This is a genomic window from Klebsiella sp. P1927, from assembly GCF_018204675.1.
GTDB classification, from domain to species: Bacteria; Pseudomonadota; Gammaproteobacteria; order Enterobacterales; family Enterobacteriaceae; genus Klebsiella; species Klebsiella pneumoniae.
Genome location: NZ_CP073377.1, coordinates 1,246,111 through 1,270,120 on the forward strand (window position 1 = coordinate 1,246,111; position 24,010 = coordinate 1,270,120).

Below are 24,010 nucleotides of genomic sequence, written 5' to 3' on the forward strand. Positions count from 1 at the left end.
TTTAACAAGGAATAAAAATCGCCATGTTACTACCCTGGCTAATATTAATTCCCTTTATCGGCGGCTTCCTGTGCTGGCAGACCGAACGCTTTGGCGTGAAAGTGCCGCGCTGGATCGCGCTGATTACCATGGGACTGACGCTGGTGCTTGGCCTGCAGCTGTGGATGCAGGGCGGCTATTCTCTGACGCAATCCGCGGGTATTCCGCAATGGCAGTCGGAATTCGTGCTGCCGTGGATCCCACGCTTCGGCATTAGCATCCATCTGGCGATCGACGGCCTGTCGCTGCTGATGGTGGTGCTGACCGGTCTCCTCGGCGTGCTGGCGGTGCTCTGTTCGTGGCGTGAAATCGAAAAATACCAGGGCTTCTTCCACCTCAACCTGATGTGGATCCTGGGCGGCGTTATCGGCGTGTTCCTCGCCATCGACATGTTCCTGTTCTTCTTCTTCTGGGAAATGATGTTGGTGCCGATGTACTTCCTGATCGCGCTGTGGGGCCACAAAGCCTCGGACGGTAAAACGCGTATCACAGCGGCCACCAAGTTCTTCATCTATACCCAGGCGAGCGGTCTGGTGATGCTGATTGCCATTCTGGCGCTGGCCTTCGTCCACTTCAACGCCACCGGCGTGTGGACCTTCAACTATGAAGATCTGCTGAAAACCCCGATGTCTCACGGCGTGGAATACCTGCTGATGCTCGGCTTCTTCATCGCCTTCGCGGTGAAAATGCCGGTGGTGCCGCTGCACGGCTGGCTGCCGGACGCTCACTCCCAGGCGCCGACCGCCGGCTCTGTCGACCTCGCGGGGATCCTGCTGAAAACCGCCGCCTACGGCCTGCTGCGCTTTGCGCTGCCGCTGTTCCCGAATGCCTCCGCCGAGTTTGCGCCCATCGCCATGTGGCTGGGCGTGATCGGTATCTTCTACGGCGCGTGGATGGCCTTCGCCCAGACCGATATTAAACGCCTGATCGCCTACACCTCCGTGTCCCACATGGGCTTCGTGCTGATTGCTATCTACACCGGCAGCCAGCTGGCCTATCAGGGAGCGGTGATCCAGATGATTGCTCACGGTCTGTCCGCGGCGGGTCTGTTTATTCTCTGCGGCCAGCTGTACGAACGTCTGCATACCCGCGATATGCGCCAAATGGGCGGTCTGTGGAGCAAAATTAAATGGCTGCCGGCGATGTCGATGTTCTTCGCGGTCGCCACTCTGGGGATGCCGGGCACCGGTAACTTCGTCGGCGAATTTATGATCCTGTTCGGCAGCTATAAAGTGGTGCCGACGATCACCGTTATCTCCACCTTTGGTCTGGTATTCGCGTCCGTTTACTCGCTGTCGATGTTACATCGCGCTTACTTCGGTAAAGCGAAGAGCGAAGTGGCGGCGAAAGAGTTGCCGGGGATGTCCCTGCGTGAACTGTCTATCATCCTGCTGCTGGTGGTGCTGCTGGTGCTGTTGGGCTTCTTCCCGCAGCCGATCCTCGACACCTCGCATGCTGCGATGAGCAACATTCAGCAGTGGTTTGTTAATTCTGTTTCTACTACAAGGCCGTAATTCGCCATGACAATAACTCCACAACAACTGATCGCACTGCTACCGCTGCTGATCGTCGGCTTGACGGTGGTGGTTGTGATGCTCTCCATTGCGTGGCGACGCAATCATTTTCTCAATGCCACGCTGTCGGTTCTTGGACTTAACGCCGCGCTGGTCTCGCTCTGGTTCGTCGGCCAGAACGGGGCGATGGACGTCACGCCGCTGATCCGCGTTGACGGCTACGCCATGCTTTACACCGGTCTGGTGCTGCTGGCGAGCCTCGCGACCTGTACTTTCGCCTACCCGTGGCTTGAGGGTTACAAGGACAACAAAGAAGAGTTCTACCTGCTGGTGCTGATCGCCGCCCTGGGCGGCATTCTGCTGGCCGGTGCGAATCATCTGGCGGCGCTGTTCCTCGGTATTGAGCTGATTTCGCTGCCGCTGTTCGGCCTGGTTGGTTACGCCTTCCGCCAGAAGCGTTCGCTGGAAGCGAGCATCAAATACACCATCCTCTCCGCGGCAGCTTCGTCCTTCCTGCTGTTCGGTATGGCGCTGGTGTATGCGAACTCCGGCAATCTGTCCTTCCTCGCGCTGGGCAAAAGCCTGGCGGACAACATGCTGCACGAGCCGCTGCTGCTGGCGGGCCTCGGTCTGATGATCGTCGGTCTTGGCTTTAAACTGTCGCTGGTGCCGTTCCACCTGTGGACGCCGGACGTTTACCAGGGGGCGCCTGCGCCGGTCTCCACCTTCCTGGCGACCGCCAGCAAGATCGCTATCTTCGGCGTAGTGATGCGTCTGTTCCTGTACATGCCGGTGGGCAACAGCGAAGCGGTACGTGTGGTGCTGGGCCTGATCGCCTTCGCCTCTATCATCTTCGGTAACCTGATGGCGCTGAGCCAGACCAACATTAAGCGCCTGCTCGGTTACTCTTCCATCTCCCATCTCGGCTATCTGCTGGTGGCGCTGATTGCCCTGCAGAGCGGTGAAATGTCGATGGAAGCCGTTGGCGTCTACCTGGCCGGTTACCTGTTCAGCAGCCTCGGCGCGTTCGGCGTGGTCAGCCTGATGTCCAGCCCGTACCGCGGCCCGGATGCTGACTCGCTGTTCTCCTACCGCGGCCTGTTCTGGCACCGTCCGATCCTGTCGGCTGTGATGACGGTGATGATGCTCTCCCTGGCCGGTATCCCGATGACCCTCGGCTTTATCGGTAAGTTCTACGTGCTGGCCGTCGGTGTGCATGCGCATCTGTGGTGGCTGGTTGCCGCGGTGGTTGTCGGCTCGGCGATCGGTCTCTACTACTACCTGCGCGTGGCCGTCAGCCTGTATCTGAGCGCGCCGGAGCAGCTGAATCGCGATGCGCCGTCAAACTGGCAGTACAGCGCCGGCGGTATCGTGGTGCTGATCTCCGCGCTGCTGGTGCTGGTGCTCGGTATCTGGCCGCAGCCGCTGATTAGCATCGTGCAGCTGGCGACGCCGCTGATGTAAGTTGATTGACTCAATAAAAAACCGCCGGGATGGCGGTTTTTTTATGCCCGGATTTTACGCCATCTTGTAGACCATAAAGTCTTCCGCCAGCAGCGTGTTAGGGAAAATCTCCCGGCATTCCGCCAGCATACGCAGACAGCCTTCGGCATCGTAGCGCGAGCTAAAGTGGGTGGCGATCAGCGTACCGACCCCCGCTTCTTTGGCAAGCGCCGCGGTCTGCTGACTGGAAGAGTGGCCGCGGCTATTGGCTTTCTCCGCCATCGCCTGCTCAAGGGTGGTTTCGTGGACCATCACATCCGCCCCGCGAGCCATCTCCAGCGCCTGCGGGCAGGGGGCGGTATCGCCGAAGATGGCCAGCGTTTTACCCGGGGTCGCTGGCCCCAGATAGCGGCTGCCGTCGATGACCCGGCCATCTGCCAGCGTGACGCGCTGTCCGCGCTTGAGTTGATGGAACAGCGGCCCGGGAGGCACGCCATCGGCAATCAGCTGGGCGGCGTCGAGGGTGCCGGGCTTGTCATGCTGCGCAATGCGATACCCATAGCACTCCACCGGATGGCTGAGCGGATACGCGGTGACCCGATAGCCCTCTTCGTCGAACACCAGACCAGGGCCGACTTCGATGATGGTGAGCGGATAGTCGGTCCACGAACCGCTCAGGCGCAGCGCGGTCTCAACAAACTCTTTGAGTCCTTTTGGCCCGTAGAGGGTGAGGGGCAGGGAGTTTCCCTGCATCGAGCGGCTGCACAGCAGGCCGGGCAGGCCGAACAGGTGGTCGCCGTGCAGATGGGTAATAAAAATCTTATTCAGTTTGCCGGGATGGTAGGGCGTGTGAAGAAACTGATGCTGGGTCCCTTCGCCGCAGTCAAACAACCACATTTCGGCGCGGGTCGGCTGTTGCAAATTGAGTATTATCGACGTCATATTACGCGTGCGGGTCGGCACCCCGGCGGATGTCCCCAAAAAAGTTAATTCCATCGTCCAGTGTCCTCAGGGCGAGTCGCAAAGTATCAGTATATCAATAAGGAGCAGCAGATGATGACCTGGCAGGATCTCCACCATAGTGAACTCACCGTTCCCCAGCTGTATGCGCTGCTGAAATTGCGCAGTGAAGTCTTTGTCGTAGAGCAGCAGTGCGTCTATCAGGATGTCGACGGCGATGATTTGGTTGGTGAAAATCGCCATCTGCTCGGCTGGCGCGATGGCGAACTGGTGGCCTACGCGCGGATCCTCAAAAGCGAAGAGGAGTTTGCGCCGGTGGTGATTGGCCGGGTCATCGTCAGCCCCGCCGCCCGTGGTGCGAAGCTCGGCTATCAGCTGATGGAGCAGGCGCTGGCCAGCTGTCAGCAGCACTGGCCGCAAAAGGCGATTTACCTCGGGGCGCAGGCGCACCTGCAATCCTTTTACGCCCACTTCGGTTTTACGCCGGTGACCGAGGTCTATGATGAGGATGGCATCCCCCACATTGGCATGGCGCGAGAAAAGCGCACTGTCTGACTCCTCTGCACCCTCGTCCACACGCAGCTCTGACCCGGCGAGCGGGTAAGATAAAACCCGCTCCCTCATCATGGGTACTGCTATTCCGCCGTCGAACCCCTTATAATGTGGGGTTTTACTACCGTGGAGGTTTGCGTGCTGTCTGTTTCCACTGCGCTGGCCCGTTTGCAAGACGGCCTGGGCGAGTCTTTTCCAGACTTGCCCGGCACGCGAATTATCGATGTTGCTTTTCCGCTGAATGATGCCTTCGATCCGCTACTATGGTGCGGCCAGCAGGCGCAATGGCCGCAGTTTTACTGGCAGCAGCGCAATGGCGATGAGGAACTGGCGACGCTGGGGGCGGTAAAAACCTTTACCTCGCTCGACGCGGCGAACCGCTTTTTACGCCAGGTCGGCCGGCAGGATCTGCGTATCTGCGGCCTGAATGCGTTTGAACCGCAGCAGGGCAGCCTGGCGCTGCCGCGTCTGGAGTGGCGCCGGTGCGGCGGCAGGGCCGTGCTGCGGCTGGTGCTGCATAGTGATATCTCCCTGCGTGAGGATGCCGCGACGGCCCGCGCGTTTCTCGCCAGCCTGACAACCACTCAGGCGACTCCCGGCGCCATACCGCCGTTGCTGAGCGAGCGCCACTCATCCGACTATCCTCAATGGCAGGCAATGATTGCGCGGGCGACTAAGGCGATCAGCGCCGGTGAAATGGATAAAGTAGTGCTGGCGCGGGCAACCGACCTGCAGTTTGCCGCCCCGCTGGACGCCGTGAGCATCATGGCGGCTAGCCGGCGCAGCAATCTTAACTGTTTTCATTTCCTGATGGCGTTCAATGCCCGGCAGGCATTTTTCGGCTCCACGCCGGAACGGCTGTGGCGCCGGCGCGGCGCGCTGCTGCGCACCGAAGCGCTGGCGGGGACCGTCGCGAACCATCAGGAAGACGCGAAGGCGCAGCAACTGGCCGACTGGTTGATGAAAGACGACAAAAACCAGCGGGAAAACATGCTGGTGGTAGAGGATATCTGCCAGCGCCTGCAGAGTGAGGCCTCGACGCTGGACGTCCTGCCGCCGCAGGTGGTGAGGCTGCGTAAGGTGCAGCATCTCCGACGCTGCATCTGGACCGAGCTGGCGGCGCCTGACGACAGCCGCTGTCTGCTGCAGCTGCAGCCCACCGCCGCGGTGGCCGGCCTGCCGCGCCGGGCGGCGCTGGCGTTCATTCAGCGTCATGAACCGTTTTCCCGCGAATGGTACGCCGGGTCCGCCGGGTATCTGTCACTGGCGCAAAGCGAGTTTTGCGTGGCGCTGCGTTCGGCGAAAGTGAACCACGACACCCTGCGGCTGTATGCCGGGGCGGGGATCGTCAGCGGCTCTGATGCACAGCAGGAGTGGCAGGAGATAGACAACAAAGCGGCCGGGCTGCGCTCGCTGCTGTGTCCATAAAGCTTGAATGACGATGCATATCAAAACGACGTCACTTTGCCTTATCTATACTTAGCATCAATATTTGATACCGGACAATTTCATGTCAGTAAGCGCATTTAACCGACGCTGGGCGGCGGTGATCCTGGAAGCTTTAACGCGCCATGGCGTGCAGCATATCTGCATCGCGCCGGGCTCGCGCTCGACACCCTTAACCCTGGCGGCGGCGGAAAACCGCGCCTTTATCCATCATACCCATTTCGACGAACGCGGCCTCGGCCACCTGGCGCTCGGCCTGGCGAAGGCCAGCCGGCAGCCGGTGGCGGTGATAGTCACCTCCGGGACCGCCACCGCGAACCTCTATCCGGCGCTGATTGAGGCAGGGCTCACCGGTGAAAAGCTGATCCTGTTGACCGCCGACCGTCCGCCGGAGCTGATCGACTGCGGCGCGAACCAGGCTATCCGCCAGCCGGGGATGTTTGCCTCCCATCCTGCGCAGACGATTTCTTTGCCGCGTCCCTCGCAGGATATTCCTGCCCGCTGGCTGGTCTCAACCATCGACCAGGCGCTGGGCGCGCTGCACGCCGGCGGGGTGCATATTAACTGTCCGTTCGCTGAACCGCTGTATGGTGATATGGATGAGACCGGCGTGGAGTGGCAGCAGCAGCTCGGCAACTGGTGGCAGAGCGACAAACCCTGGCTGCGCCAGGCGCTGCAGTTAGAGAGCGAGAAGCAGCGCGACTGGTTCTTCTGGCGACAAAAACGCGGCGTCGTCGTGGCGGGCAGAATGAGCGCCGCGGAAGGGAAAAAGGTCGCTGAGTGGGCGCAGACCCTCGGCTGGCCGCTGATCGGCGATGTCCTGTCGCAGACCGGGCAGCCGCTGCCGTGCGCCGACCTGTGGCTGGGCAACGGCAAAGCGGTCAGCGAGCTGGCGCAGGCGCAGATCGTCGTGCAACTCGGCAGCAGCCTGACCGGCAAACGCGTGCTCCAGTGGCAGGCGACCTGCGAGCCGGATGAATACTGGCTGGTGGATAATCTGCCCGGTCGCCTCGACCCGGCGCAGCACCGCGGTCGCCGTCTGCTCTCAAGCGTTGAGCGCTGGCTCGAATTACATCCGGCGGAGAAACGCCAGCCGTGGGCGACGGTGATCCCACAGCTTGCCGGGCAGGCGTGGCAGGCTGCAGTCGCCAGCAACGAGCCTTTTGGCGAAGCGCAGCTGGCGCAGCGTATTCGGGGCTATCTGCCGGAGCAGGGCCAATTGTTTGTTGGCAACAGCCTGGTGGTGCGCCTGATCGACGCCCTGGCGCAGCTACCGGCCGGGTATCCGGTCTACAGCAACCGCGGCGCCAGCGGCATCGATGGCCTGATCGCCACTGCGGCCGGCGTGCAGCGCGCCAGCGCCCGACCGACGCTGGCCATCGTTGGCGATCTCTCCGCGCTCTACGATCTCAACTCGCTGGCCCTGCTGCGCCAGGCGTCGGCGCCGCTGGTGCTGATCGTGGTGAATAACAACGGCGGGCAGATTTTTTCTATGCTGCCGACGCCGCAGGACGAACGCCGTCAGTTCTATTTAATGCCGCAGGACGTGGATTTCAGCCACGCGGCGGCGATGTTCGGCCTGGCCTATCATCGCCCTGATGACTGGCCGTCGCTGGATGAGGCGCTGGCCGGCGCCTGGCGCAGGGCAGGGGCGACGGTGATTGAGCTGGCGGTCAATGAGACCGACGGCGCGCAGACCCTCCAGCAGCTGCTGGCGCAGGTAAGTCGCCTGTGATCCTCAGCGCTGCTGTCGACAACGGCCAGCCGGGCTATCCCTGGCTGGTGTTTCTGCACGGTTTTTCCGGCGACCGCAACGAGTGGCGGAAAGTGGGCGACGCCTTTCCCGCCTGGCCGCGGCTGTACCTCGATCTGCCGGGGCACGGCGGCTCCGCGGATATCGCGGTGCAGGACTTTGCCGGGGTCAATACTCTGCTGCAGTCTACGCTTAATAGTTACAACATACATAAGTATTGGCTGATCGGCTACTCGCTGGGCGGCCGGGTGGCAATGAACTTCGCCAGCCAGCCGCGCGCAGGCATGCGCGGGCTGATCGTTGAAGGCGGCCATCCGGGCCTGCAGGATGCAGAGGCGCGGCAGGCGCGGCGCAGCAATGACAGCGCCTGGGCGGAACGTTTTCGCCGCGAGCCGCTTGAGCAGGTCTTTGCCGACTGGTATCAGCAGCCGGTCTTCGCTTCGCTGAATGCCGCGCAGCGTGAGTCATTGGTCGCCTTACGCAGCCGGAACAACGGCGCGACGCTGGCGGCGATGCTGCAGGCAACCTCCCTTGCCGCGCAGGCCGATCTGCTCGCGTCTCTGCAGGCGCGCGATTTTCCTTTTCACTACCTGTGCGGCGAGCACGACGCGAAGTTTCGCGCCATCGCGCAGACGCTCGCGGCGGATCTCCATCTTATTCACCATGCCGGACACAACGCGCACCGGGACAACCCGGCGGCGGTGATTGCCTGTCTGGCGCAGATTCTGGCAAGTTAACTGAAGGACATTCTATGATCTCTCTTGATGAAGCAATGCTCTACGCCCCCGTTGAATGGCACGATTGCTCCGAAGGCTATACCGATATTCGCTATCACAAATCGACTGACGGGATTGCCAAAATCACCATTAATCGTCCGCAGGTGCGCAACGCCTTCCGCCCGCTGACCGTCAAAGAGATGATCCAGGCGCTGGCGGATGCCCGGTATGACGACAATATCGGCGTCATCGTGCTGACCGGTGAAGGTGAGAAAGCCTTCTGCGCCGGCGGCGACCAGAAAGTCCGCGGCGACTACGGCGGCTATCAGGACGACTCCGGCGTTCATCATCTTAACGTGCTCGACTTCCAGCGTCAGATCCGCACCTGCCCGAAACCGGTGGTGGCGATGGTGGCCGGCTACTCTATCGGCGGCGGTCACGTGCTGCATATGATGTGCGATCTGACTATCGCGGCGGAAAACGCCATCTTCGGCCAGACCGGGCCAAAAGTCGGCTCTTTCGACGGCGGCTGGGGCGCCTCCTATATGGCGCGGATCGTCGGGCAGAAAAAAGCGCGCGAAATCTGGTTCCTGTGCCGCCAGTATGACGCTCAGCAGGCGCTGGACATGGGGCTGGTGAATACCGTGGTACCGCTGGCGGATCTGGAAAAAGAGACCGTGCGCTGGTGTCGTGAAATGCTGCAGAACAGCCCGATGGCCTTGCGCTGCCTGAAAGCGGCGCTGAACGCCGACTGCGACGGCCAGGCTGGTCTGCAGGAGCTGGCGGGCAACGCCACCATGCTGTTCTATATGACGGAAGAGGGGCAGGAAGGCCGCAATGCCTTCAACCAGAAACGTCAGCCGGACTTCAGCAAATTTAAACGGAATCCATAATGCGCGTTTCGCAGGTTTACCGCTGGCAGATACCGATGGACGCGGGCGTGGTGCTGCGCGAGCGGCGGTTAAAAACCCGCGACGGGCTGTTCATCCGCCTGCAGGAGGGTGAACGCGAAGGCTGGGGCGAAATTTCTCCCCTGCCGGGATTCAGTGTCGAGACGCTGGAAGAGGCGCAAATGGCGCTGTTAGCGTGGGCACAGGCCTGGCGCGACGGCGCCGAGCCGCCGCTTCCCACGCAGCCCTCCGTCGCGTTTGGCATCAGCTGCGCGCAGGCGGAGCTTAGCGGCGGACTACCGCAGGCCGCGGATTATCGCGCGGCGCCGCTCTGCTCCGGCGATCCGGATGAGCTATTCGCCAGACTGGCGGCGATGCCCGGCGAGAAGGTCGCTAAGGTCAAAGTTGGCCTCTGGGAGGCGGTCCGCGACGGCATGGTGGTGAATCTGCTGCTGGAGGCGATCCCCGACCTGCAGCTGCGGCTCGATGCCAACCGCGCCTGGACGCCGCTCAAAGCGCAACAGTTCGCCAAATACGTTAATCCGGCGTACCGCCAGCGCATTGCTTTTCTTGAAGAACCTTGCAAAACGCGGGAGGATTCTCGGGCCTTTAGCCGCGAGACAGGGATCGCTATCGCCTGGGATGAAAGCCTGCGCGAGGCGGATTTCCGCTTTGTCGCCGAGCCGGGGGTACGTGCGGTGGTGATCAAACCGACGCTAACCGGCAGTTTGCAGAAGGTGCAGCAACAGGTCGCCGCGGCGCATGCGCTGGGGTTGAGCGTAGTGATCAGCTCGTCGATCGAGTCCAGTCTCGGCTTGACCCAGCTGGCGCGGATTGCCGCCTGGCTGACGCCGCAGACTATTCCTGGGTTGGATACGCTGTCGCTGATGGGCGCCCAGCTGGTACGGCCGTGGCCCGAAAGTGTGCTGCCGGTGCTCAACATTGATGCGCTGGAGCCGCTGCTGTGACCTTTAACGACTGGCCCTGGCGGCATTGGCGTCAGCGGCGCGGAGAGGCCCTCGCCTTACGTCTGAATAACCAGCCGCTGACCTGGCGGGAGCTATGCGCGCGGGTTGACGCGCTGGCGTCTGGTTTTGCCGCGCAGGGCGTAATGGAAGGGCAGGGCGTGGCGCTCCGGGCCTATAACCAGCCGGAAACTCTGCTGGCATGGCTGGCGCTGCTACAGTGCGGGGCGCGGGTGCTGCCGCTGAATCCGCAGCTGCCAGCGGTGTTGCTGCAGGAACTGCTGCCTGCGTTAACCGTACAGCATCAACTGGTGCTTAACGGTGATACGCTGCCGGGGAATTTACCGGCGTTAACTCTGCAGGCGGCAGAAGGCGCTTGTGCCGTTTGTTGGCATGGCGATCGGTTGGTGTCGATGACGTTGACCTCCGGTTCAACCGGCCTGCCGAAAGCGGCGGTACATAGCGCCAACGCCCATCTGGCCAGCGCGGCTGGCGTGCTGGCGCTGATGCCGTTTGCCGCAGGAGATGACTGGCTGCTGTCGCTGCCGTTGTTCCATGTCTCCGGTCAGGGGATCGTCTGGCGCTGGCTGCTGGCCGGCGCGCGACTCACGGTACGTGACAAACAGCCGCTGGCGCAGATGCTGCACGGCTGTACCCATGCTTCGCTGGTGCCGACTCAGCTATGGCGCCTGCTGAATGATGATGCTGCGGTTTCCCTCAAGGCGGTGCTGCTCGGCGGCGCGTCGATCCCGGTCGAATTGACTGAACGGGCGCGAAAGCAGGGCATACGCAGCTTCTGCGGCTATGGCCTCACCGAATTCGCCTCCACCGTGTGTGCCAAAGAGGCCGACGGCGCTGCGGATGTTGGCGAAGCGCTGCCGGGGCGAGAGGTGAAAATTGTCGCCGGCGAGATCTGGCTGCGGGCGTCGAGTATGGCCGCAGGCTACTGGCGGGATGGTCAATTGTTGTCATTAACCAACAATGAAGGCTGGTTTGCGACGCGCGATCGCGGAGCATTGCATAACGGTCGGCTGACGGTTGTTGGGCGACTGGATAACCTCTTTTTTAGCGGTGGAGAAGGTATTCAACCGGAAGAGGTCGAGCGTGTGATACTCGCCCATCCACAGGTACAGCAGGTGTTTATCGTGCCGCTGGATGATGCGGAATACGGCCAGCGCCCGGTAGCGGTGGTGGAATGCGATGACGGCTGCGAGTTGAGCGCGCTGGCGGCATGGAGCGCTGAGCGGTTAGCGCGTTTTCAGCAGCCGGTGCGTTGGCTGCGGTTGCCGGAAACGTTAAAAAACGGCGGGATTAAGATTTCGCGCCGGGCGCTGTGCGAGTGGGTCAGGCAGCAGACGCATGCGACCGTATCGTAGCCACCCGCATTATCCCGCGGCATAACGCCGGGTGGGTTGAACGCGGTATGCTGGACTAAAGTAGCCCTTTCAGGCTGAGAGTAACGCGGTTGGCGGCATTAAGATCGTAGTTTTTGAGATCTTCGGCTTTGACCCAGGCGTAATCGTCAAACTCCTCGTTGATCGTCACATCGCGATTGGCGCTCACGCAGTTGAAGATGAGATAGATCATGTAGATCGTTTCCTGATGCCCGTCGGGGTAGGTTTTGACGCGGGTATCGTCGCGAAAGCACCATGGCGCGATATGGGTAAGGATGAGTTTTTCGCCGAGCTCTTCGCGTATTTCCCGCCGCAGCGCCTCTTCAATACGTTCCCCTGGCTCCACGCCGCCGGATAAGGCCCATTGCCCGGGAAAACCCCCTCGGTCGGCGGCCATTTTGCAAAGCAGATAATGGCCTTTATTCTCGATCAGCGGGCAAACAATCGTCCTGTGGCGCATGGGTTTTCTCCTGCAGAGGGATGGGGCGGTATGCTGGTGAAATAGTTTGCGAGCCGCCTCGGTAAACTGCAAGCGAAATACAGTTCAGGTCTTGTTGAGTGCTACGTTAAGCGAAAATGATTGTATGGAGCACCGCCATGGAAAGGGCGACGAATTCCCCCCACGATGCTGTATTTAAACACCTGCTGTCGCATCGGGCGACGGCCAGGGATTTTCTGGACATTCACCTTCCCGCACCGCTGCGCGCGTTATGTAACCTGAACACGCTGCGGCTGGAGTCCGGGAGCTTTATCGACGACGAACTGCGGGCGAGTCATTCCGATATCCTTTACTCGCTGCAAACGCAGGCGGGGGAGGGCTATATCTATCTGTTGATAGAGCACCAAAGCTCGGCGGACCGCCATATGGCATTTCGCCTGATGCGCTATGCGATAGCCGCGATGCAGCGTCATCTGGATAAAGGGCATACGCAGCTGCCGCTGGTGATCCCGCTGCTGTTTTATCATGGTCGCGTTTCTCCCTGGCCTTACCCGATGTGCTGGCTGGCAGGCTTTGCCGATCCGGACATCGCGCGGCGGGTCTATGGTGAAGATTTTCCCTTAATTGATATCACTAGCACCCCGGACGATGAAATCATGCGCCACCGGCGCGTGGCGATGCTGGAGCTGCTGCAGAAGCATATTCGCCAGCGGGATTTGATGGACCTGCATGAGCAACTGGTCAGGCTCCTGGCGCTGGGATACACTAGCCGCAGGCAGCTTAAGACGCTGTTGCACTATTTATTACAGGCAGGAAACGCCGCCGATCCGGTTGCTTTTTTGCGCCATCTTGCGCAAAACGTTCCCCGGCGGCCGCATAAGGAGACGCTAATGAATATTGCCCAGTTTCTGGAACAACGCGGCCATCAGCAAGGATTAAAGCAAGGTCTTGAACAAGGTCTACAGCAAGGTATCGAACAAGGTATCGAGCAAGGTGAGCAGCAGACCGCGGAGCGTATCGCCCGGGCGATGCTTGCTAACGGACTCGACCTGTCGCTGGTGGCGAAACTGACCGGCCTCGCCCCGGAATGTCTGGCCCGGCTGCAGCATTAATTATTCCCTTATCCACCCGCGCCGCGCCGATCGTGCGGCGCCAGCTCTCTGTTTTCGTCAATGTGTCAGCGTTAATCATAATAAACATGAATATTACTGGCGTTGAATAGGCTGTTCGTGGTTCTGGCAACGCTCGATGCCGTAAAAATACGCAACTGGTTACACTCTTGTGAAAATTCATTTCGCCAGGTCATTGATTCCTGATGGGTGCGCAGTAGAATTTTCAGGTTTTTTCGGGACTTCTTTGATTTTAATTTTCTGGATAGAGTAAATAATGAAAAAAAGCATTTTTATGGCGCTGGCGGGCGTGATGATGGTTTCTTCGGCGGCCCATGCGATTAGCGTTACCGGTGAAGCCGGCGAGCATTACACCAACCTTGGCGTCGGCTTCGGCACCGAGTCCACCGGCCTGGCCGTTTCGGGTAACTGGCTGCACAGCGATAACGACGGCGACGCCGCGGGTTTAGGCCTGGGACTCAATATTCCGCTGGGGCCGTTCCTCGCGACCGTGGGTGGTAAAGGTATTTACACCAATCCGAAACAGGGCGATGAAGGTTATGCGGCCGCGGTCGGCGGCGGCCTGCAGTGGAAAATCGGCGACAGCTTCCGCCTGTACGGCGATTATTACTACTCTCCGGATTCGCTCTCCAGCGGCATTGATAGCTACCAGGAAGCCAACGTCGGCGCCAGCTGGACCATTATGCGTCCGCTTAGCATCCAGGCCGGCTACCGTTACCTGAACCTGGCGGGCAAAGATGGCAACCGCGATAACACCATCGCCGACGGCCCATACATCGGCGCCAGCGCCAGCTTCTAATCTCTTCCGGCGCGGCATCTTCTTGCTGCGCCAGATTTTCCTCCTCGTCAGCATCCCGCTTTGCGTTATAGTATTTCTCACCTGGCAGGCAAGGAGTGAGCAATGTTGAATGTGGAAATGCTGTCCACCGGCGATGAAGTGTTGCATGGTCAAATTATTGATACTAATGCGGCATGGCTGGCGGATTTCTTTTTTAATCAGGGTTTACCGTTAACGCGCCGCAATACCGTTGGCGACGATCTCGATGCGCTGGTGGCGATTCTGCGCGAACGCAGCGAACAGGCGGATGTGCTGATCGTCAACGGCGGCCTCGGCCCAACCAGCGACGACCTGAGCGCGCTGGCCGCCGCCACTGCGAAAGGCGAAGGGCTTATTTTGCATCCGGAGTGGCTGGAAACCATGACCCGCTTTTTTGCCGAGCGCGGCAGGCCGATGGCGGAAAGCAACCGTAAGCAGGCGGAAATCCCGGCCAGCGCCGAGATGATCAACAACCCGGTCGGTACGGCCTGTGGCTTTGCCATCCAGCTCAACCGCTGCCTGATGTTTTTCACTCCCGGGGTCCCCTCTGAATTTAAGGTGATGGTCGAGCAGGAAATTTTACCGCGCCTGCGCCAGCGCTTTACGCTGCCGGACCCGCCGGTATGCCTGCGTTTGACCACCTTTGGCCGCTCGGAGAGCGAGCTGGCGCAAAGTCTTAATCCGCTGACGCTGCCTCCGGGCGTGGTGATGGGTTACCGCTCGTCGATGCCGATCATTGAACTCAAGCTAACCGGACCGGCCAACCAGCGCGACGCCATGCTGGCCCTGTGGCCGGAGGTGCGTAAGGTGGCTGGCGACAGCCTGATTTTCGAAGGTACGGAAGGGTTACCCGCGCAAATCGCCCGCTGTCTGCAGGAGCGGCAGCTGAGCCTGACGCTCAGCGAGCAGTTTACCAGCGGCCTGCTGGCGCTCCAGCTGTCCCGCGCCGGCGCGCCGCTGCTGGCCAGCGAAGTCGTTCCGGCGCAGGAGGAGACGCTGGCGCAGGCGGCCCGCTGGGCGGCCGAGCGGCGCATAAACCATTTTGCCGGCCTGGCTCTGGCGGTGAGCGGTCAGGAAAACGATCATCTTAACGTGGCCCTGGCCACCCCGGACGGCACCTTCGCGCTGCGGGTGAAGTTTAGCGCCACCCGCCACAGCCTGGCGGTACGCCAGGAAGTCTGCGCTATGATGGCGTTAAACATGCTGCGTCGCTGGCTGAATGGTCAACCGCTGGCCAGCGAACATGGCTGGATTAACGTGGTGGATTCCCTCTCGCTGTAAGTCATTCCCCCCGGCGCACCGTATCCTCGGGGCGCCGGTCGTCCAACCTGTTGTACTCCTCTGAAAAAATTCTGTGCGTTAAGTCGCAATTTTCTGCTGCGAACGGTCCAGTATACGGGAAAACGATTGCCCCGCGATGTCGCTCACACTTTACCGCCCGGACAATCGCAACACTGATTCCAGTATTCAGGATTGGAGTCCAGTATGTTGGAATCAACGAAAGTCCCGGCGCTGACCCGCGCGATTGAGATCCTCAATTTAATTGGCCGCATCGGCCCCTGCAGCGCGGCGACGATAATAGCGGAGCTGGGGATCCCGAAAAGCACGGTGTATCTGCTGCTGGGCGAGCTGAAAAAGCAGCGCTTCATCAGTATGGATAATCAGGATAACTACTGCCTGTGGACCAAGCTGGTGGAGCTGGCCGGGCAGGCGCTGAGCAAAATGGACCTGCGCGAGCTGGCGCGGCCGCGCCTCACCCGGCTGATGGATGAGTGCGGCCTGCTTTGTCACTTGGGCATTATCGATCAGGGTAACGCCTACTACATTCTGAAAATTGAGTCTCCCGCCACCATCAGCGTGCGCTCGCATGAGGGTAAGAGCCTGTCTCTTTACCGCTCCGGGATCGGCAAATGTTTGCTGGCCTGGCAGCCCGCCAGCGTTCAGGCGTCGATTATCGAAGACCTACAGTGGGAGCGGGCCACGCCAACGACCATCACCGATGCTCAACAGCTGCGGGAGGAGCTGGGGCGGATCCGCGCCCGGGGCTGGAGCTTTGATAATGGCGAGGACTATCCGGATGTGCGCTGCGTGGCTGCCCCGGTATTTAACGCCAATAACGACCTGACCGCCGCCATCTCGGTGGTGGGTACCCGTCTGCAAATCAATGAAGACAATCGCGATTACCTGGCTGGTAAGGCGATTGCCTGCGCGAAAGATATTTCACGTCTGCTGGGGTGGAAAAGCCCCTTCGAACAACTCGCCTCATCATAAGGAGAACATCATGACCCTACCGAAAATTAAACACGTCCGCGCCTGGTTCATCGGCGGCGCCACAGCAGAGCAGGGCGCCGGCGGCGGCGATTACCATGACCAGGGGGCTAACCACTGGATTGACGATCATATCGCCACCCCGATGAGCAAATATAAACAGTATGAGCAGTCCCGGCAGTCGTTTGGCATCAACGTGCTGGGGACGCTGATTGTGGAAGTGGAAGCCGACAACGGACAGACCGGCTTTGCGGTGTCGACGGCCGGGGAGATGGGCTGCTTTATCGTCGAAAAACATCTCAACCGCTTTATCGAAGGCAAATGCGTCAGCGATATCAAACTGATCCATGACCAGATGCTTAACGCCACCCTTTACTACGCGGGATCCGGCGGCCTGGTGATGAATACCATCTCCTGTGTCGACCTGGCGCTGTGGGACCTGTTCGGGAAAGTGGTTGGCCTGCCGGTCTACAAACTGTTGGGTGGGGCGGTGCGCGACGAAATCCAGTTCTATGCCACCGGCGCACGTCCGGACCTGGCGCAGGAGATGGGCTTTATCGGCGGCAAAATGCCTACCCACTGGGGGCCGCACGATGGCGACGCCGGGATCCGCAAAGACGTCGCCATGGTGGCGGATATGCGCGAAAAATGCGGCCCGGATTTCTGGTTAATGCTGGACTGCTGGATGAGCCAGGACGTTAACTATGCCACCAAACTTGCCCATGCCTGCGCCCCTTATAACCTCAAGTGGATCGAAGAGTGCCTGCCGCCGCAGCAGTATGAAGGCTATCGCGAGCTGAAGCGCCAGGCGCCTGCCGGGATGATGGTGACCAGCGGCGAGCACCACGGCACGCTGCAGTCCTTCCGCACCCTGTCGGAAACCGGCATCGATATTATGCAGCCCGACGTCGGCTGGTGCGGCGGCTTAACCACCCTGGTGGAGATCGCGGCCATCGCCAAAGCGCGCGGGCAGCTGGTAGTGCCCCACGGCTCGTCGGTTTACTCACATCATGCGGTGATCACCTTCACCAACACGCCGTTCAGTGAGTTTCTGATGACCAGTCCGGACTGCGCCACGCTGCGCCCGCAGTTCGACCCGATCCTGCTCGGCGAGCCGGTGCCGGAGAGAGGGCGCATTCATAAATCGGTCCTGGATAAACCCGGCTTTGGCGTCGAGCTCAATCGCGACTGCAACCTGAAGCGTCCTTATCAACACTGATTGCGTCAGGCCGCCCGGCGGCCCGCGCCTGAGGATATTATGATGAGCAACACTCTGCTGGAGAGCGTGGTGAAGAAAAACCGCGCCCGCTTAATCCCCTTTATGCTGGCGCTGTACGTGCTGGCGTTTCTTGACCGTTCTAATATCGGTTTCGCCAAAGAGACCTACCAGCTGGATACCGGACTCAGCAATGAGGCCTACGCGCTGGGGGCCGGTATCTTCTTTGTGGTCTATGCCTTCCTCGGGGTGCCGGCCAATCTGCTGATGCGCAAATTTGGCGCCAGGCGATGGATCGGCTGCACCACGCTGCTGTGGGGCGTGCTGTCGGCGGCGATGGCGTGGGCGGATACGGAAGCGAAATTCCTGCTGGTACGTACCCTGCTGGGCGCGGCGGAGGCGGGCTTCTTTCCCGGAATGATCTACCTCACTTCACAGTGGTTTCCCCAGCAAAACCGCGCCAGCATTATGGGGCTGTTTTATATGGGCGCGCCGCTGGCCCTGACGCTGGGATCGCCTTTATCCGGTGCGCTGCTGGAGATGCATGGATTTATGGGCCATCCCGGCTGGTTCTGGATGTTTGTCATTGAAGGCCTGCTCGCCGTCGCCGCGGGAGCGTTCACCTTCTTCTGGCTGGACGATTCGCCGCAGCATGCCCGCTTCCTGAGCGCAGCGGAGAAACAGGCGCTGATAAGCGAGCTGGCGCGCGAGGAGGAGAAAAAGATTGCCTCGCGCCTGTCCGATGCGCTGCGTAACGGGCGGGTCTGGCAGCTGGCGCTGATTTATCTGACCATTCAGGTGGCGGTCTATGGTCTGATTTTCTTCCTGCCCACCCAGGTTGCTGCGCTGCTGGGCACCAAAGTCGGCTTCGTTGCCTCGGTGGTGACGGCCATCCCGTGGGTGGCGGCGCTGTTTGGCACCTGGCTTATCCCTCGCTACTCCGATCGCACCGGCGAGCGACGCAATATTGCCGCCCTGACGCTGCTGGCGGCGGCGGTCGGGATTGCAGTGTCCGGACTGGTGGCGCCGGTGCTGGCTATCATCGCGCTGTGCGTGGCGGCGGTCGGGGTGATCGCCGTGCAGCCGGTCTTCTGGACGATGCCGACGCAGCTGCTGTCCGGCACGGCGCTGGCCGCAGGGATTGGCTTTGTTAACCTGTTTGGCGCCATCGGTGGTTTTCTGGCGCCGATCGTGCGCGTGCAGGCCGAAACGTTGTTCGCCAGCAGCGCCGCCGGACTGTTAACCCTGGCCGGCGTCGCCATTGTCGGGGTGGTCATTATCTTTTCATTGAGCCTTACCCGCGCGGTACCCCAGCGCGGCAGCGTACAGCATTGAATAAAGGAATCGCTATGAACGCACTGTTATCTAACCCCTTCAAACGGGGATTATTACGCGGTGAGACGCAAATCGGCCTGTGGCTGAGCTCCACCTCATCCTACATGGCGGAGATCGCTGCGACGTCGGGATACGACTGGCTGCTGATCGACGGCGAGCATGCCCCGAACACCATTCAGGATCTTTATCATCAGCTGCAGGCGATTGCCCCCTATGCCAGCCAGCCGGTCATTCGCCCGGTCGAGGGCAACCGCAGCCTGATAAAACAGGTGCTGGATATTGGCGCCAGAACCTTGCTGGTGCCGATGGTCGATACCGCCGAGCAGGCTCGGGAGGTGGTCTCAGCGACCCGTTATCCCCCCATCGGGAGCCGCGGCGTTGGCGCCGGCGTGGCGAGAGCGGCGCGCTGGGGAAGGGTGGAGAATTATATGGCGGAGGCGAATGACGAACTCTGTCTGCTGATTCAGGTCGAGAGCCGAACCGCGCTGGAGAACCTGGACGCTATTCTCGAGGTGGACGGCATTGACGGGGTGTTCATCGGTCCGGCGGATCTCTCCGCCTCGCTGGGCTACCCGGACGATGCCGGTCACCCTGACGTGCAGCGGGTGATCGAGCAGAGCATCCGGCGCATTCGCGCGGCGGGGAAAGCGGCCGGATTTCTGGCGGTCGACCCGGCGATGGCGGAAAAATGTCTTGCCTGGGGGGCCAACTTTGTCGCCGTCGGGGTGGATACCATGCTGTATACCCAGGCGCTGGACCGCCGGCTGGCGATGTTTAAATCTGCCAGCGCCCAGCCGCAAGAGAAAACGAGCTATTGACGGCACAGGCTGGCGCTGGGCTCAGACGAGCGCCTGCGCCAGCACCGTCAGCGGATGCTCGCAGCGTTTGCTGGTGGACATCTCAATCTGCCATTTGCAGGTCTCGCAGTCGGTGACGACGAGGTCGGCCCCGCTCTCCTCAATCTGACGGAACAGCGGGGCGCCGATAGCCTGGGATACCGCGTAATTCTCAGTTTTAAACCCGTAGGTGCCTGCGATGCCGCAGCACTGTGAATCCAGCACCTCCAGCTGCAGGCCGGGGATCAGCCGCAGCAGCTCGAGGGTATACAGCGACCAGCCCATCTTTTCCATATGACACGGGGTGTGATAGACCACCTTCAGCGGCAGCGGGCGCAGCGGTAGCGTCCTGCCGGCAGCCAGCTGTTTCCAGATCCAGCGGGTGGCAAGCTCGACGCGATCGCGAAGATCGCTGTTATCGACATCGAGGAGATGGGGGTATTCATCACGTAGCGTAAAGGCGCAGGTCGAGGAGGTGGCAATGATCGGTAGCGTGTTTTCCCGCATCGCGGCGACGTTGCTCTGCGCCTGCTTACGCGCCTTGTCGAAAAAACCGTTGGCGATCAGCGGTACGCCGCAGCATTTTTCTTTTGATAACAACTGCACCCCGGTACCCAGCGCGTTGACGACGCGAATCAGATCTTTACCCAACTGTGGATGGTTATAGTTGACGTAGCAGCCATGAAAGAAAGCCACCTGTTCGCTGTACTGCTTCTGACGGGCGGCGAGCTGGCGGTAAGCGCGGCGGAAGGTGCCGAAACCATATTTCGGCAGCGTACGCCGGTGATCGATGTTGAGCGTCGCGTCGAGCAGACGGCGCACCGGTTTTAAGCCGGTGGCGGCGTTGACCAGGGGGGCAAAGGGGGTGGAAAGGGTACCCATCAGGTCGGTATGGCTGAGGATGGCGTCGCGCAGGGTCGGCTTTTGCTGGCCGTACTGTGCCCGGGCGCGTTGAATGATATCGCCAATTTTCACATCCGACGGGCAGGCGACCTCGCAGCGCTTGCAGTTAATGCAGTACTTCAGCGCCTCGTCGTACAGCGCGCCATCCTTCAGACGCAGGCGTTCGCCGTCCGGCCCCGCTTGTTTCGGGCCGGGATAGCGCGGATTGACCCGACTTACCGGGCAGGTGGTGGTACAGACCGTGCACTTAATGCAGCTTTCAAAACGGGTATCGTTCATGGCCGGCCTCCGGCAAGGGCGTGGATCTGTCTGGCGGCGTGCAGCGCGGTAACGGCGCAGACGCCGCCGCCACAGCCGAGCTGAATGGCATCGAACCCGCCGAGCAATGAGCCGATGGCGAACAGATTATGGAACGGCTGCCCGCCCAGCAGGGGGCGCAGCAGGGCATCGGTTTTCACGCCGAAGCGCTGCCACGGTTGTGAGGCGAAGAAATCGCGCTGGTACCAGCTTTCCCGTGGCAGAGTCTGGTGAAGGTCGAGGCCGAGGATCGGCTCGCGCACGCTATCGCGAGTGGCGACAAGACCGTTGCTGAAAAAGCTGCCGCTGGCCAGCACGGTAAAGCGCGGACGCAGCGCAATATCGCCGTGATTTCGCGTCCAGACCGCCTCGACGGCGTTCTGTCGATGGCTGATTTTCACCACCTCATCGCCTGCGAGCCAGGCGCCGCCCTCGCGAATGAACTGGCGTTGCAGCTGAGAATGCAAACGCATCCCGGGAACCGAGGGCGGCAGCGTCGGCAGCAGACGCAGCGGGCAGGGTAGACGCGCCTGCAGCCAGTGGTACAGGCGATCGTCGGCGAGGCCAAAACAGGCGGGCATGATCAGCAGGTCATACTGCTGCGCCAGCGGTAGCAGCGCTGCATGCAGGGCCGGCCACATATTCTCATCATCCAGGACGCGGGCGATATTGGCGGCGCGAAACTCGGTCGGGTTATCACGCAGCACATCCAGCAGCGGTAACTCGATTTCCACCGCCGCGGCGGTAACTCCGTGTTGACCGAGCGCGGCGGCGGCGAGATGCGGCTGAAAATCAGCAAAGCCGCTGATCCCCACCAGACAGGCGCCCTGCGACGGCAGGGGCTCGACAGGCACCTCAAGGGGCGACAGCCATGCCGGGCGCAACGTCCCCAGCGGCGTTACCCGCCGGTGCGGCCGGCGCGCATCGCCCTGCATCACCGCGCCGCAGGCGGCCAGCAGGGCTTCGGTCTGCGTAGCGTATTCGAGTACCGCCTCGGCGCCGAGCCGGGAATAAGGGTGTTCAGGAAGCTGTTCAGCGAGTTGCTGCAGACCTTGTGCGACGTCAGTGACGTGATCGCCGTTGGGCAGCGCCGAGAGCAGGTCTAACGACGCGGAGGAAAAATGCAGCGCGCTCTGCCCGCGGCTGATGATGACGCTGCGCAGGCCGTGCTGATTCAGGGCCAGCCCGCACAGCAGGCCGGCGAGCCCACCGCCGATAATCGCGCAATCAAACTTCATCCCGGTGCTCCTGTGGCAATCCGCACAGGCCGAGGTAGACCCAGCGGGTGAATTCGCTTTCGCGCAGCGCATCGCCCCAGGCGATGGGCTGCACGCCCTTCCAGCGTTCATTGAGAAATTCCGAGAGCTGGGTTAACGACTGCGCGGGCGTGGTGACGTTAAAGCGCTGCAGCAGGCCGGCAGCGCGGCAGGCGCAGAGTTCCCCCTGACAGGTCCCCATGCCAATCCGGGTGCGGCGGCGCAGGTCGAGCAGGGTGTTGACCGCCAGGTTTTCCACCGCGTATTTCACTTCACCGGCAGTGACGGCTTCACATTCGCAGACCAGGCTACGGTGCTGGCGGCTGTCGCCAAGCCAGGACGGGGTGCGATCGCCGTGACGGTAGACGGCCGAGCCGCGCAGCGGGGTGGGGAGGGAGATAATCTTTTGCAGGGTACTTTCCGTTGGCTCCTGTGAACCGGGCAGCGGGGCTTCGGCCGTGGTACAGGGGGTGGTGTTTCCCAGCTTACGACAGACGGCGTCGGTGGCCCACTCGGCCATCAGGCGATAGGTCATCAGCTTGCCGCCGGTGATGGTAATGAAGCCTTCCATACCGTCACGCTGGGCATGGTCGAGCAGGACGATGCCGCGGCTGACGCTGCGCCCGCTGGGATCGTTATCGCTGGCCACCAGCGGGCGGACGCCGGAGTAGGCGCGGAGGATCCGGGTGCGGCCCATGACCGGCGCCAGCTTTTCCCCTTCGCGGAGCAGGGTATCGACCTCCGCCGCTGTTACCCGGTTGTCGTCAATTTCGTCATAAGGAATATGCATTGAGGTAGTGCCGATCAGCGAGATGGTATCGCCGGGCACCAGAATATCGGCGTCGGCCGGCTTACGGCAGCGGTTGATCACCAGGTTGTTAATCCGATGATCGAGGATCAGCAGCGATCCCTTCGCCGGGAACATGGTGATGCGCAGGTCGGCATATTCCGCAATACGCTGCCCCCAGATCCCGGCGGCGTTAACCACCATCCCGGCGTACAGAGTGCGGGCCTGGTGAAGTTGGCGGTCGTATACCTGGACGCCGCAGACGCGATCGCCCCGGCGCAGCAGGCCTGTTACTTCGCAGCCGGTAAGGATCTGCGCGCCGTGTTCGCGGGCGTCGAGCATATTGGCCGCGGTGAGGCGAAACGGGTCGATGGTACCGTCCGGGACCTGCACCGCGCCCAGCAGCGTCGGGTTGACGGCGGGCTCCCGGCGCAGCGCTTCCTGCGGCGAGAGCGGCGTGGCCTCTATGCCAGCCTGCTGACAGGCGTCGATAAAGGTTTGCTGCCATGCCAGGTCATCTTCAGGCAGGGTGATAAACAGCCCATTGGTCGGTTCAATACAGTGGCGGGCGATGCGGCGCAGAATGCGGTTCTCACTGATGCATTCGCGGGCGGATTCGTTGTCGGTCACCGCGTAGCGGGCGCCGCTGTGCAGCAGTCCATGATTCCGGCCGGTCGCCCCGGTGGCGATATCATGGCGCTCAATGAGCAGCGTTCGTAATCCGCGCCGGGCGCAGTCGCGGGCGATACCGGCGCCGGTTGCTCCGCCGCCGATGATAATGACCTCGCTATCAAGACGTCCCGTCATCTTCAGCTCCTCTGCTTTCGTTTAACGCCATTTAGCCACAAATAGTAAGGTTATTGTTTGATTTCGAGCATATTCGCGCGTTATTTGAGCGTGTTATGTGATTTCGTGCTCACATTGGAACGTTTTGTCATATTTCTGTAACAAATTGTGCGATGTTTCACAGTATCAACTCTACGTATTGCCTACCATCGCGACCATATTTGAAGTTGGTGATTAATCTGGGATTTTGTCGTGACGTCAGTAGAAA

21 protein-coding genes are annotated in these 24,010 nt (G+C 61.0%); 16 read left to right on the top strand and 5 right to left on the bottom strand.

Annotated features, from left to right (window positions below):
- Positions 1-23: 23 nt before the first annotated feature.
- Positions 24-1,553: an NADH-quinone oxidoreductase subunit M gene (gene nuoM / locus KB892_RS06435; RefSeq protein WP_002913146.1), complete on the top strand. Its 1,530-nt coding sequence runs from the start codon at positions 24-26 to the stop codon at positions 1,551-1,553.
- A 6-nt stretch (positions 1,554-1,559) separates the two neighbouring features.
- Positions 1,560-3,017, top strand: coding sequence for an NADH-quinone oxidoreductase subunit NuoN (gene nuoN / locus KB892_RS06440; RefSeq protein WP_004151107.1), 1,458 nt, complete (start codon positions 1,560-1,562; stop codon positions 3,015-3,017).
- Positions 3,018-3,071: 54 nt separating this feature from the next.
- Here nuoN and rnz read toward each other — a convergent pair whose 3' ends face one another.
- The gene (gene rnz / locus KB892_RS06445) at positions 3,072-3,992 is read right to left on the bottom strand and encodes a ribonuclease Z (RefSeq protein ID WP_002913144.1); all 921 of its coding nucleotides are present in this window, start codon (positions 3,990-3,992) and stop codon (positions 3,072-3,074) included.
- Between the two features lie 57 nt (positions 3,993-4,049).
- On the opposite strand from rnz, the gene KB892_RS06450 reads away from it, so the two are divergent.
- The 7 genes from KB892_RS06450 (at position 4,050) to menE (ending at position 11,654) form a co-directional block, all read left to right on the top strand.
- Positions 4,050-4,511: a GNAT family N-acetyltransferase gene (locus KB892_RS06450; RefSeq protein ID WP_002913143.1), complete on the top strand. Its 462-nt coding sequence runs from the start codon at positions 4,050-4,052 to the stop codon at positions 4,509-4,511.
- Positions 4,512-4,646: 135 nt separating this feature from the next.
- On the top strand, positions 4,647-5,936 hold the full coding sequence (menF, locus tag KB892_RS06455; RefSeq protein WP_004151108.1) for an isochorismate synthase MenF: 1,290 nt from the start codon (positions 4,647-4,649) through the stop codon (positions 5,934-5,936).
- Positions 5,937-6,018: 82 nt separating this feature from the next.
- Complete coding sequence (gene menD, locus KB892_RS06460; protein WP_002913103.1) at positions 6,019-7,689, top strand: 2-succinyl-5-enolpyruvyl-6-hydroxy-3-cyclohexene-1-carboxylic-acid synthase; 1,671 nt, start codon at positions 6,019-6,021, stop codon at positions 7,687-7,689.
- Positions 7,686-8,444, top strand: coding sequence for a 2-succinyl-6-hydroxy-2,4-cyclohexadiene-1-carboxylate synthase (menH, locus tag KB892_RS06465; protein WP_062955005.1), 759 nt, complete (start codon positions 7,686-7,688; stop codon positions 8,442-8,444). Before menD ends, menH begins: the two co-directional genes overlap by 4 nt.
- Before the next feature lie 14 nt (positions 8,445-8,458).
- Entirely contained in the window at positions 8,459-9,316 is an 858-nt protein-coding gene (gene menB / locus KB892_RS06470) for a 1,4-dihydroxy-2-naphthoyl-CoA synthase (RefSeq protein ID WP_002913098.1), read from the top strand.
- Positions 9,316-10,281: an o-succinylbenzoate synthase gene (gene menC / locus KB892_RS06475; RefSeq protein ID WP_004151109.1), complete on the top strand. Its 966-nt coding sequence runs from the start codon at positions 9,316-9,318 to the stop codon at positions 10,279-10,281. The genes menB and menC overlap by 1 nt, the downstream gene beginning before the upstream one ends.
- A complete protein-coding gene (gene menE / locus KB892_RS06480) occupies positions 10,278-11,654 on the top strand; it encodes an o-succinylbenzoate--CoA ligase (RefSeq protein ID WP_002913076.1) in 1,377 nt (458 codons plus the stop codon). Before menC ends, menE begins: the two co-directional genes overlap by 4 nt.
- A 55-nt stretch (positions 11,655-11,709) precedes the next feature.
- Here menE and nudI read toward each other — a convergent pair whose 3' ends face one another.
- Entirely contained in the window at positions 11,710-12,132 is a 423-nt protein-coding gene (gene nudI / locus KB892_RS06485) for a nucleoside triphosphatase NudI (protein ID WP_211778023.1), read from the bottom strand.
- A 137-nt stretch (positions 12,133-12,269) separates the two neighbouring features.
- Between nudI and KB892_RS06490 the strand changes: the two genes are divergently transcribed.
- From KB892_RS06490 to yfaU, 7 genes are all read left to right on the top strand, one after another.
- A complete protein-coding gene (locus KB892_RS06490; RefSeq protein WP_002913072.1) occupies positions 12,270-13,223 on the top strand; it encodes an Rpn family recombination-promoting nuclease/putative transposase in 954 nt (317 codons plus the stop codon).
- Between the two features lie 274 nt (positions 13,224-13,497).
- Positions 13,498-14,040 (top strand): YfaZ family outer membrane protein, encoded by a 543-nt coding sequence (locus KB892_RS06495; RefSeq protein ID WP_002913070.1) that lies wholly within the window; start codon positions 13,498-13,500, stop codon positions 14,038-14,040.
- 102 nt (positions 14,041-14,142) lie between these two features.
- Positions 14,143-15,339, top strand: a complete 1,197-nt coding sequence (locus KB892_RS06500; RefSeq protein ID WP_004151110.1) for a nicotinamide mononucleotide deamidase-related protein YfaY — start codon at positions 14,143-14,145, stop codon at positions 15,337-15,339.
- Between the two features lie 204 nt (positions 15,340-15,543).
- A complete protein-coding gene (locus KB892_RS06505; protein WP_002913046.1) occupies positions 15,544-16,329 on the top strand; it encodes an IclR family transcriptional regulator in 786 nt (261 codons plus the stop codon).
- Positions 16,330-16,339: 10 nt separating this feature from the next.
- A complete protein-coding gene (gene rhmD / locus KB892_RS06510; RefSeq protein ID WP_004175029.1) occupies positions 16,340-17,545 on the top strand; it encodes an L-rhamnonate dehydratase in 1,206 nt (401 codons plus the stop codon).
- A gap of 42 nt (positions 17,546-17,587) precedes the next feature.
- Positions 17,588-18,877: an MFS transporter gene (locus KB892_RS06515; RefSeq protein ID WP_002913045.1), complete on the top strand. Its 1,290-nt coding sequence runs from the start codon at positions 17,588-17,590 to the stop codon at positions 18,875-18,877.
- A 14-nt stretch (positions 18,878-18,891) separates the two neighbouring features.
- Positions 18,892-19,695: a 2-keto-3-deoxy-L-rhamnonate aldolase gene (yfaU, locus tag KB892_RS06520; protein WP_002913043.1), complete on the top strand. Its 804-nt coding sequence runs from the start codon at positions 18,892-18,894 to the stop codon at positions 19,693-19,695.
- Positions 19,696-19,716: 21 nt separating this feature from the next.
- Here yfaU and glpC read toward each other — a convergent pair whose 3' ends face one another.
- The 3 genes from glpC to glpA are packed head-to-tail and all read right to left on the bottom strand — an operon-like array spanning position 19,717 to position 23,763.
- Positions 19,717-20,895: an anaerobic glycerol-3-phosphate dehydrogenase subunit GlpC gene (gene glpC, locus KB892_RS06525; protein WP_002913041.1), complete on the bottom strand. Its 1,179-nt coding sequence runs from the start codon at positions 20,893-20,895 to the stop codon at positions 19,717-19,719.
- Positions 20,892-22,151: a glycerol-3-phosphate dehydrogenase subunit GlpB gene (gene glpB, locus KB892_RS06530; protein ID WP_004151111.1), complete on the bottom strand. Its 1,260-nt coding sequence runs from the start codon at positions 22,149-22,151 to the stop codon at positions 20,892-20,894. The genes glpC and glpB overlap by 4 nt, the downstream gene beginning before the upstream one ends.
- A complete protein-coding gene (gene glpA / locus KB892_RS06535; protein WP_002913020.1) occupies positions 22,141-23,763 on the bottom strand; it encodes an anaerobic glycerol-3-phosphate dehydrogenase subunit A in 1,623 nt (540 codons plus the stop codon). The genes glpB and glpA overlap by 11 nt, the downstream gene beginning before the upstream one ends.
- Positions 23,764-24,010 lie beyond the last annotated feature (247 nt).

What these genes read in the sequence shown, in the direction of transcription:
- nudI (WP_211778023.1), bottom strand. Translation starts at nt 12,132, where the DNA reads ATGCGCCACAGGACGATTGTTTGCCCGCTGATCGAGAATAAAGGCCAT.
- glpA (WP_002913020.1), bottom strand. Translation starts at nt 23,763, where the DNA reads ATGACGGGACGTCTTGATAGCGAGGTCATTATCATCGGCGGCGGAGCA.
- menB (WP_002913098.1), top strand. Translation starts at nt 8,459, where the DNA reads ATGATCTCTCTTGATGAAGCAATGCTCTACGCCCCCGTTGAATGGCAC.
- glpC (WP_002913041.1), bottom strand. Translation starts at nt 20,895, where the DNA reads ATGAACGATACCCGTTTTGAAAGCTGCATTAAGTGCACGGTCTGTACC.
- KB892_RS06495 (WP_002913070.1), top strand. Translation starts at nt 13,498, where the DNA reads ATGAAAAAAAGCATTTTTATGGCGCTGGCGGGCGTGATGATGGTTTCT.
- yfaU (WP_002913043.1), top strand. Translation starts at nt 18,892, where the DNA reads ATGAACGCACTGTTATCTAACCCCTTCAAACGGGGATTATTACGCGGT.
- rhmD (WP_004175029.1), top strand. Translation starts at nt 16,340, where the DNA reads ATGACCCTACCGAAAATTAAACACGTCCGCGCCTGGTTCATCGGCGGC.
- menD (WP_002913103.1), top strand. Translation starts at nt 6,019, where the DNA reads ATGTCAGTAAGCGCATTTAACCGACGCTGGGCGGCGGTGATCCTGGAA.
- nuoN (WP_004151107.1), top strand. Translation starts at nt 1,560, where the DNA reads ATGACAATAACTCCACAACAACTGATCGCACTGCTACCGCTGCTGATC.
- KB892_RS06490 (WP_002913072.1), top strand. Translation starts at nt 12,270, where the DNA reads ATGGAAAGGGCGACGAATTCCCCCCACGATGCTGTATTTAAACACCTG.
- KB892_RS06505 (WP_002913046.1), top strand. Translation starts at nt 15,544, where the DNA reads ATGTTGGAATCAACGAAAGTCCCGGCGCTGACCCGCGCGATTGAGATC.
- KB892_RS06450 (WP_002913143.1), top strand. Translation starts at nt 4,050, where the DNA reads ATGATGACCTGGCAGGATCTCCACCATAGTGAACTCACCGTTCCCCAG.
- menC (WP_004151109.1), top strand. Translation starts at nt 9,316, where the DNA reads ATGCGCGTTTCGCAGGTTTACCGCTGGCAGATACCGATGGACGCGGGC.
- rnz (WP_002913144.1), bottom strand. Translation starts at nt 3,992, where the DNA reads ATGGAATTAACTTTTTTGGGGACATCCGCCGGGGTGCCGACCCGCACG.
- nuoM (WP_002913146.1), top strand. Translation starts at nt 24, where the DNA reads ATGTTACTACCCTGGCTAATATTAATTCCCTTTATCGGCGGCTTCCTG.
- glpB (WP_004151111.1), bottom strand. Translation starts at nt 22,151, where the DNA reads ATGAAGTTTGATTGCGCGATTATCGGCGGTGGGCTCGCCGGCCTGCTG.
- KB892_RS06515 (WP_002913045.1), top strand. Translation starts at nt 17,588, where the DNA reads ATGAGCAACACTCTGCTGGAGAGCGTGGTGAAGAAAAACCGCGCCCGC.
- KB892_RS06500 (WP_004151110.1), top strand. Translation starts at nt 14,143, where the DNA reads ATGTTGAATGTGGAAATGCTGTCCACCGGCGATGAAGTGTTGCATGGT.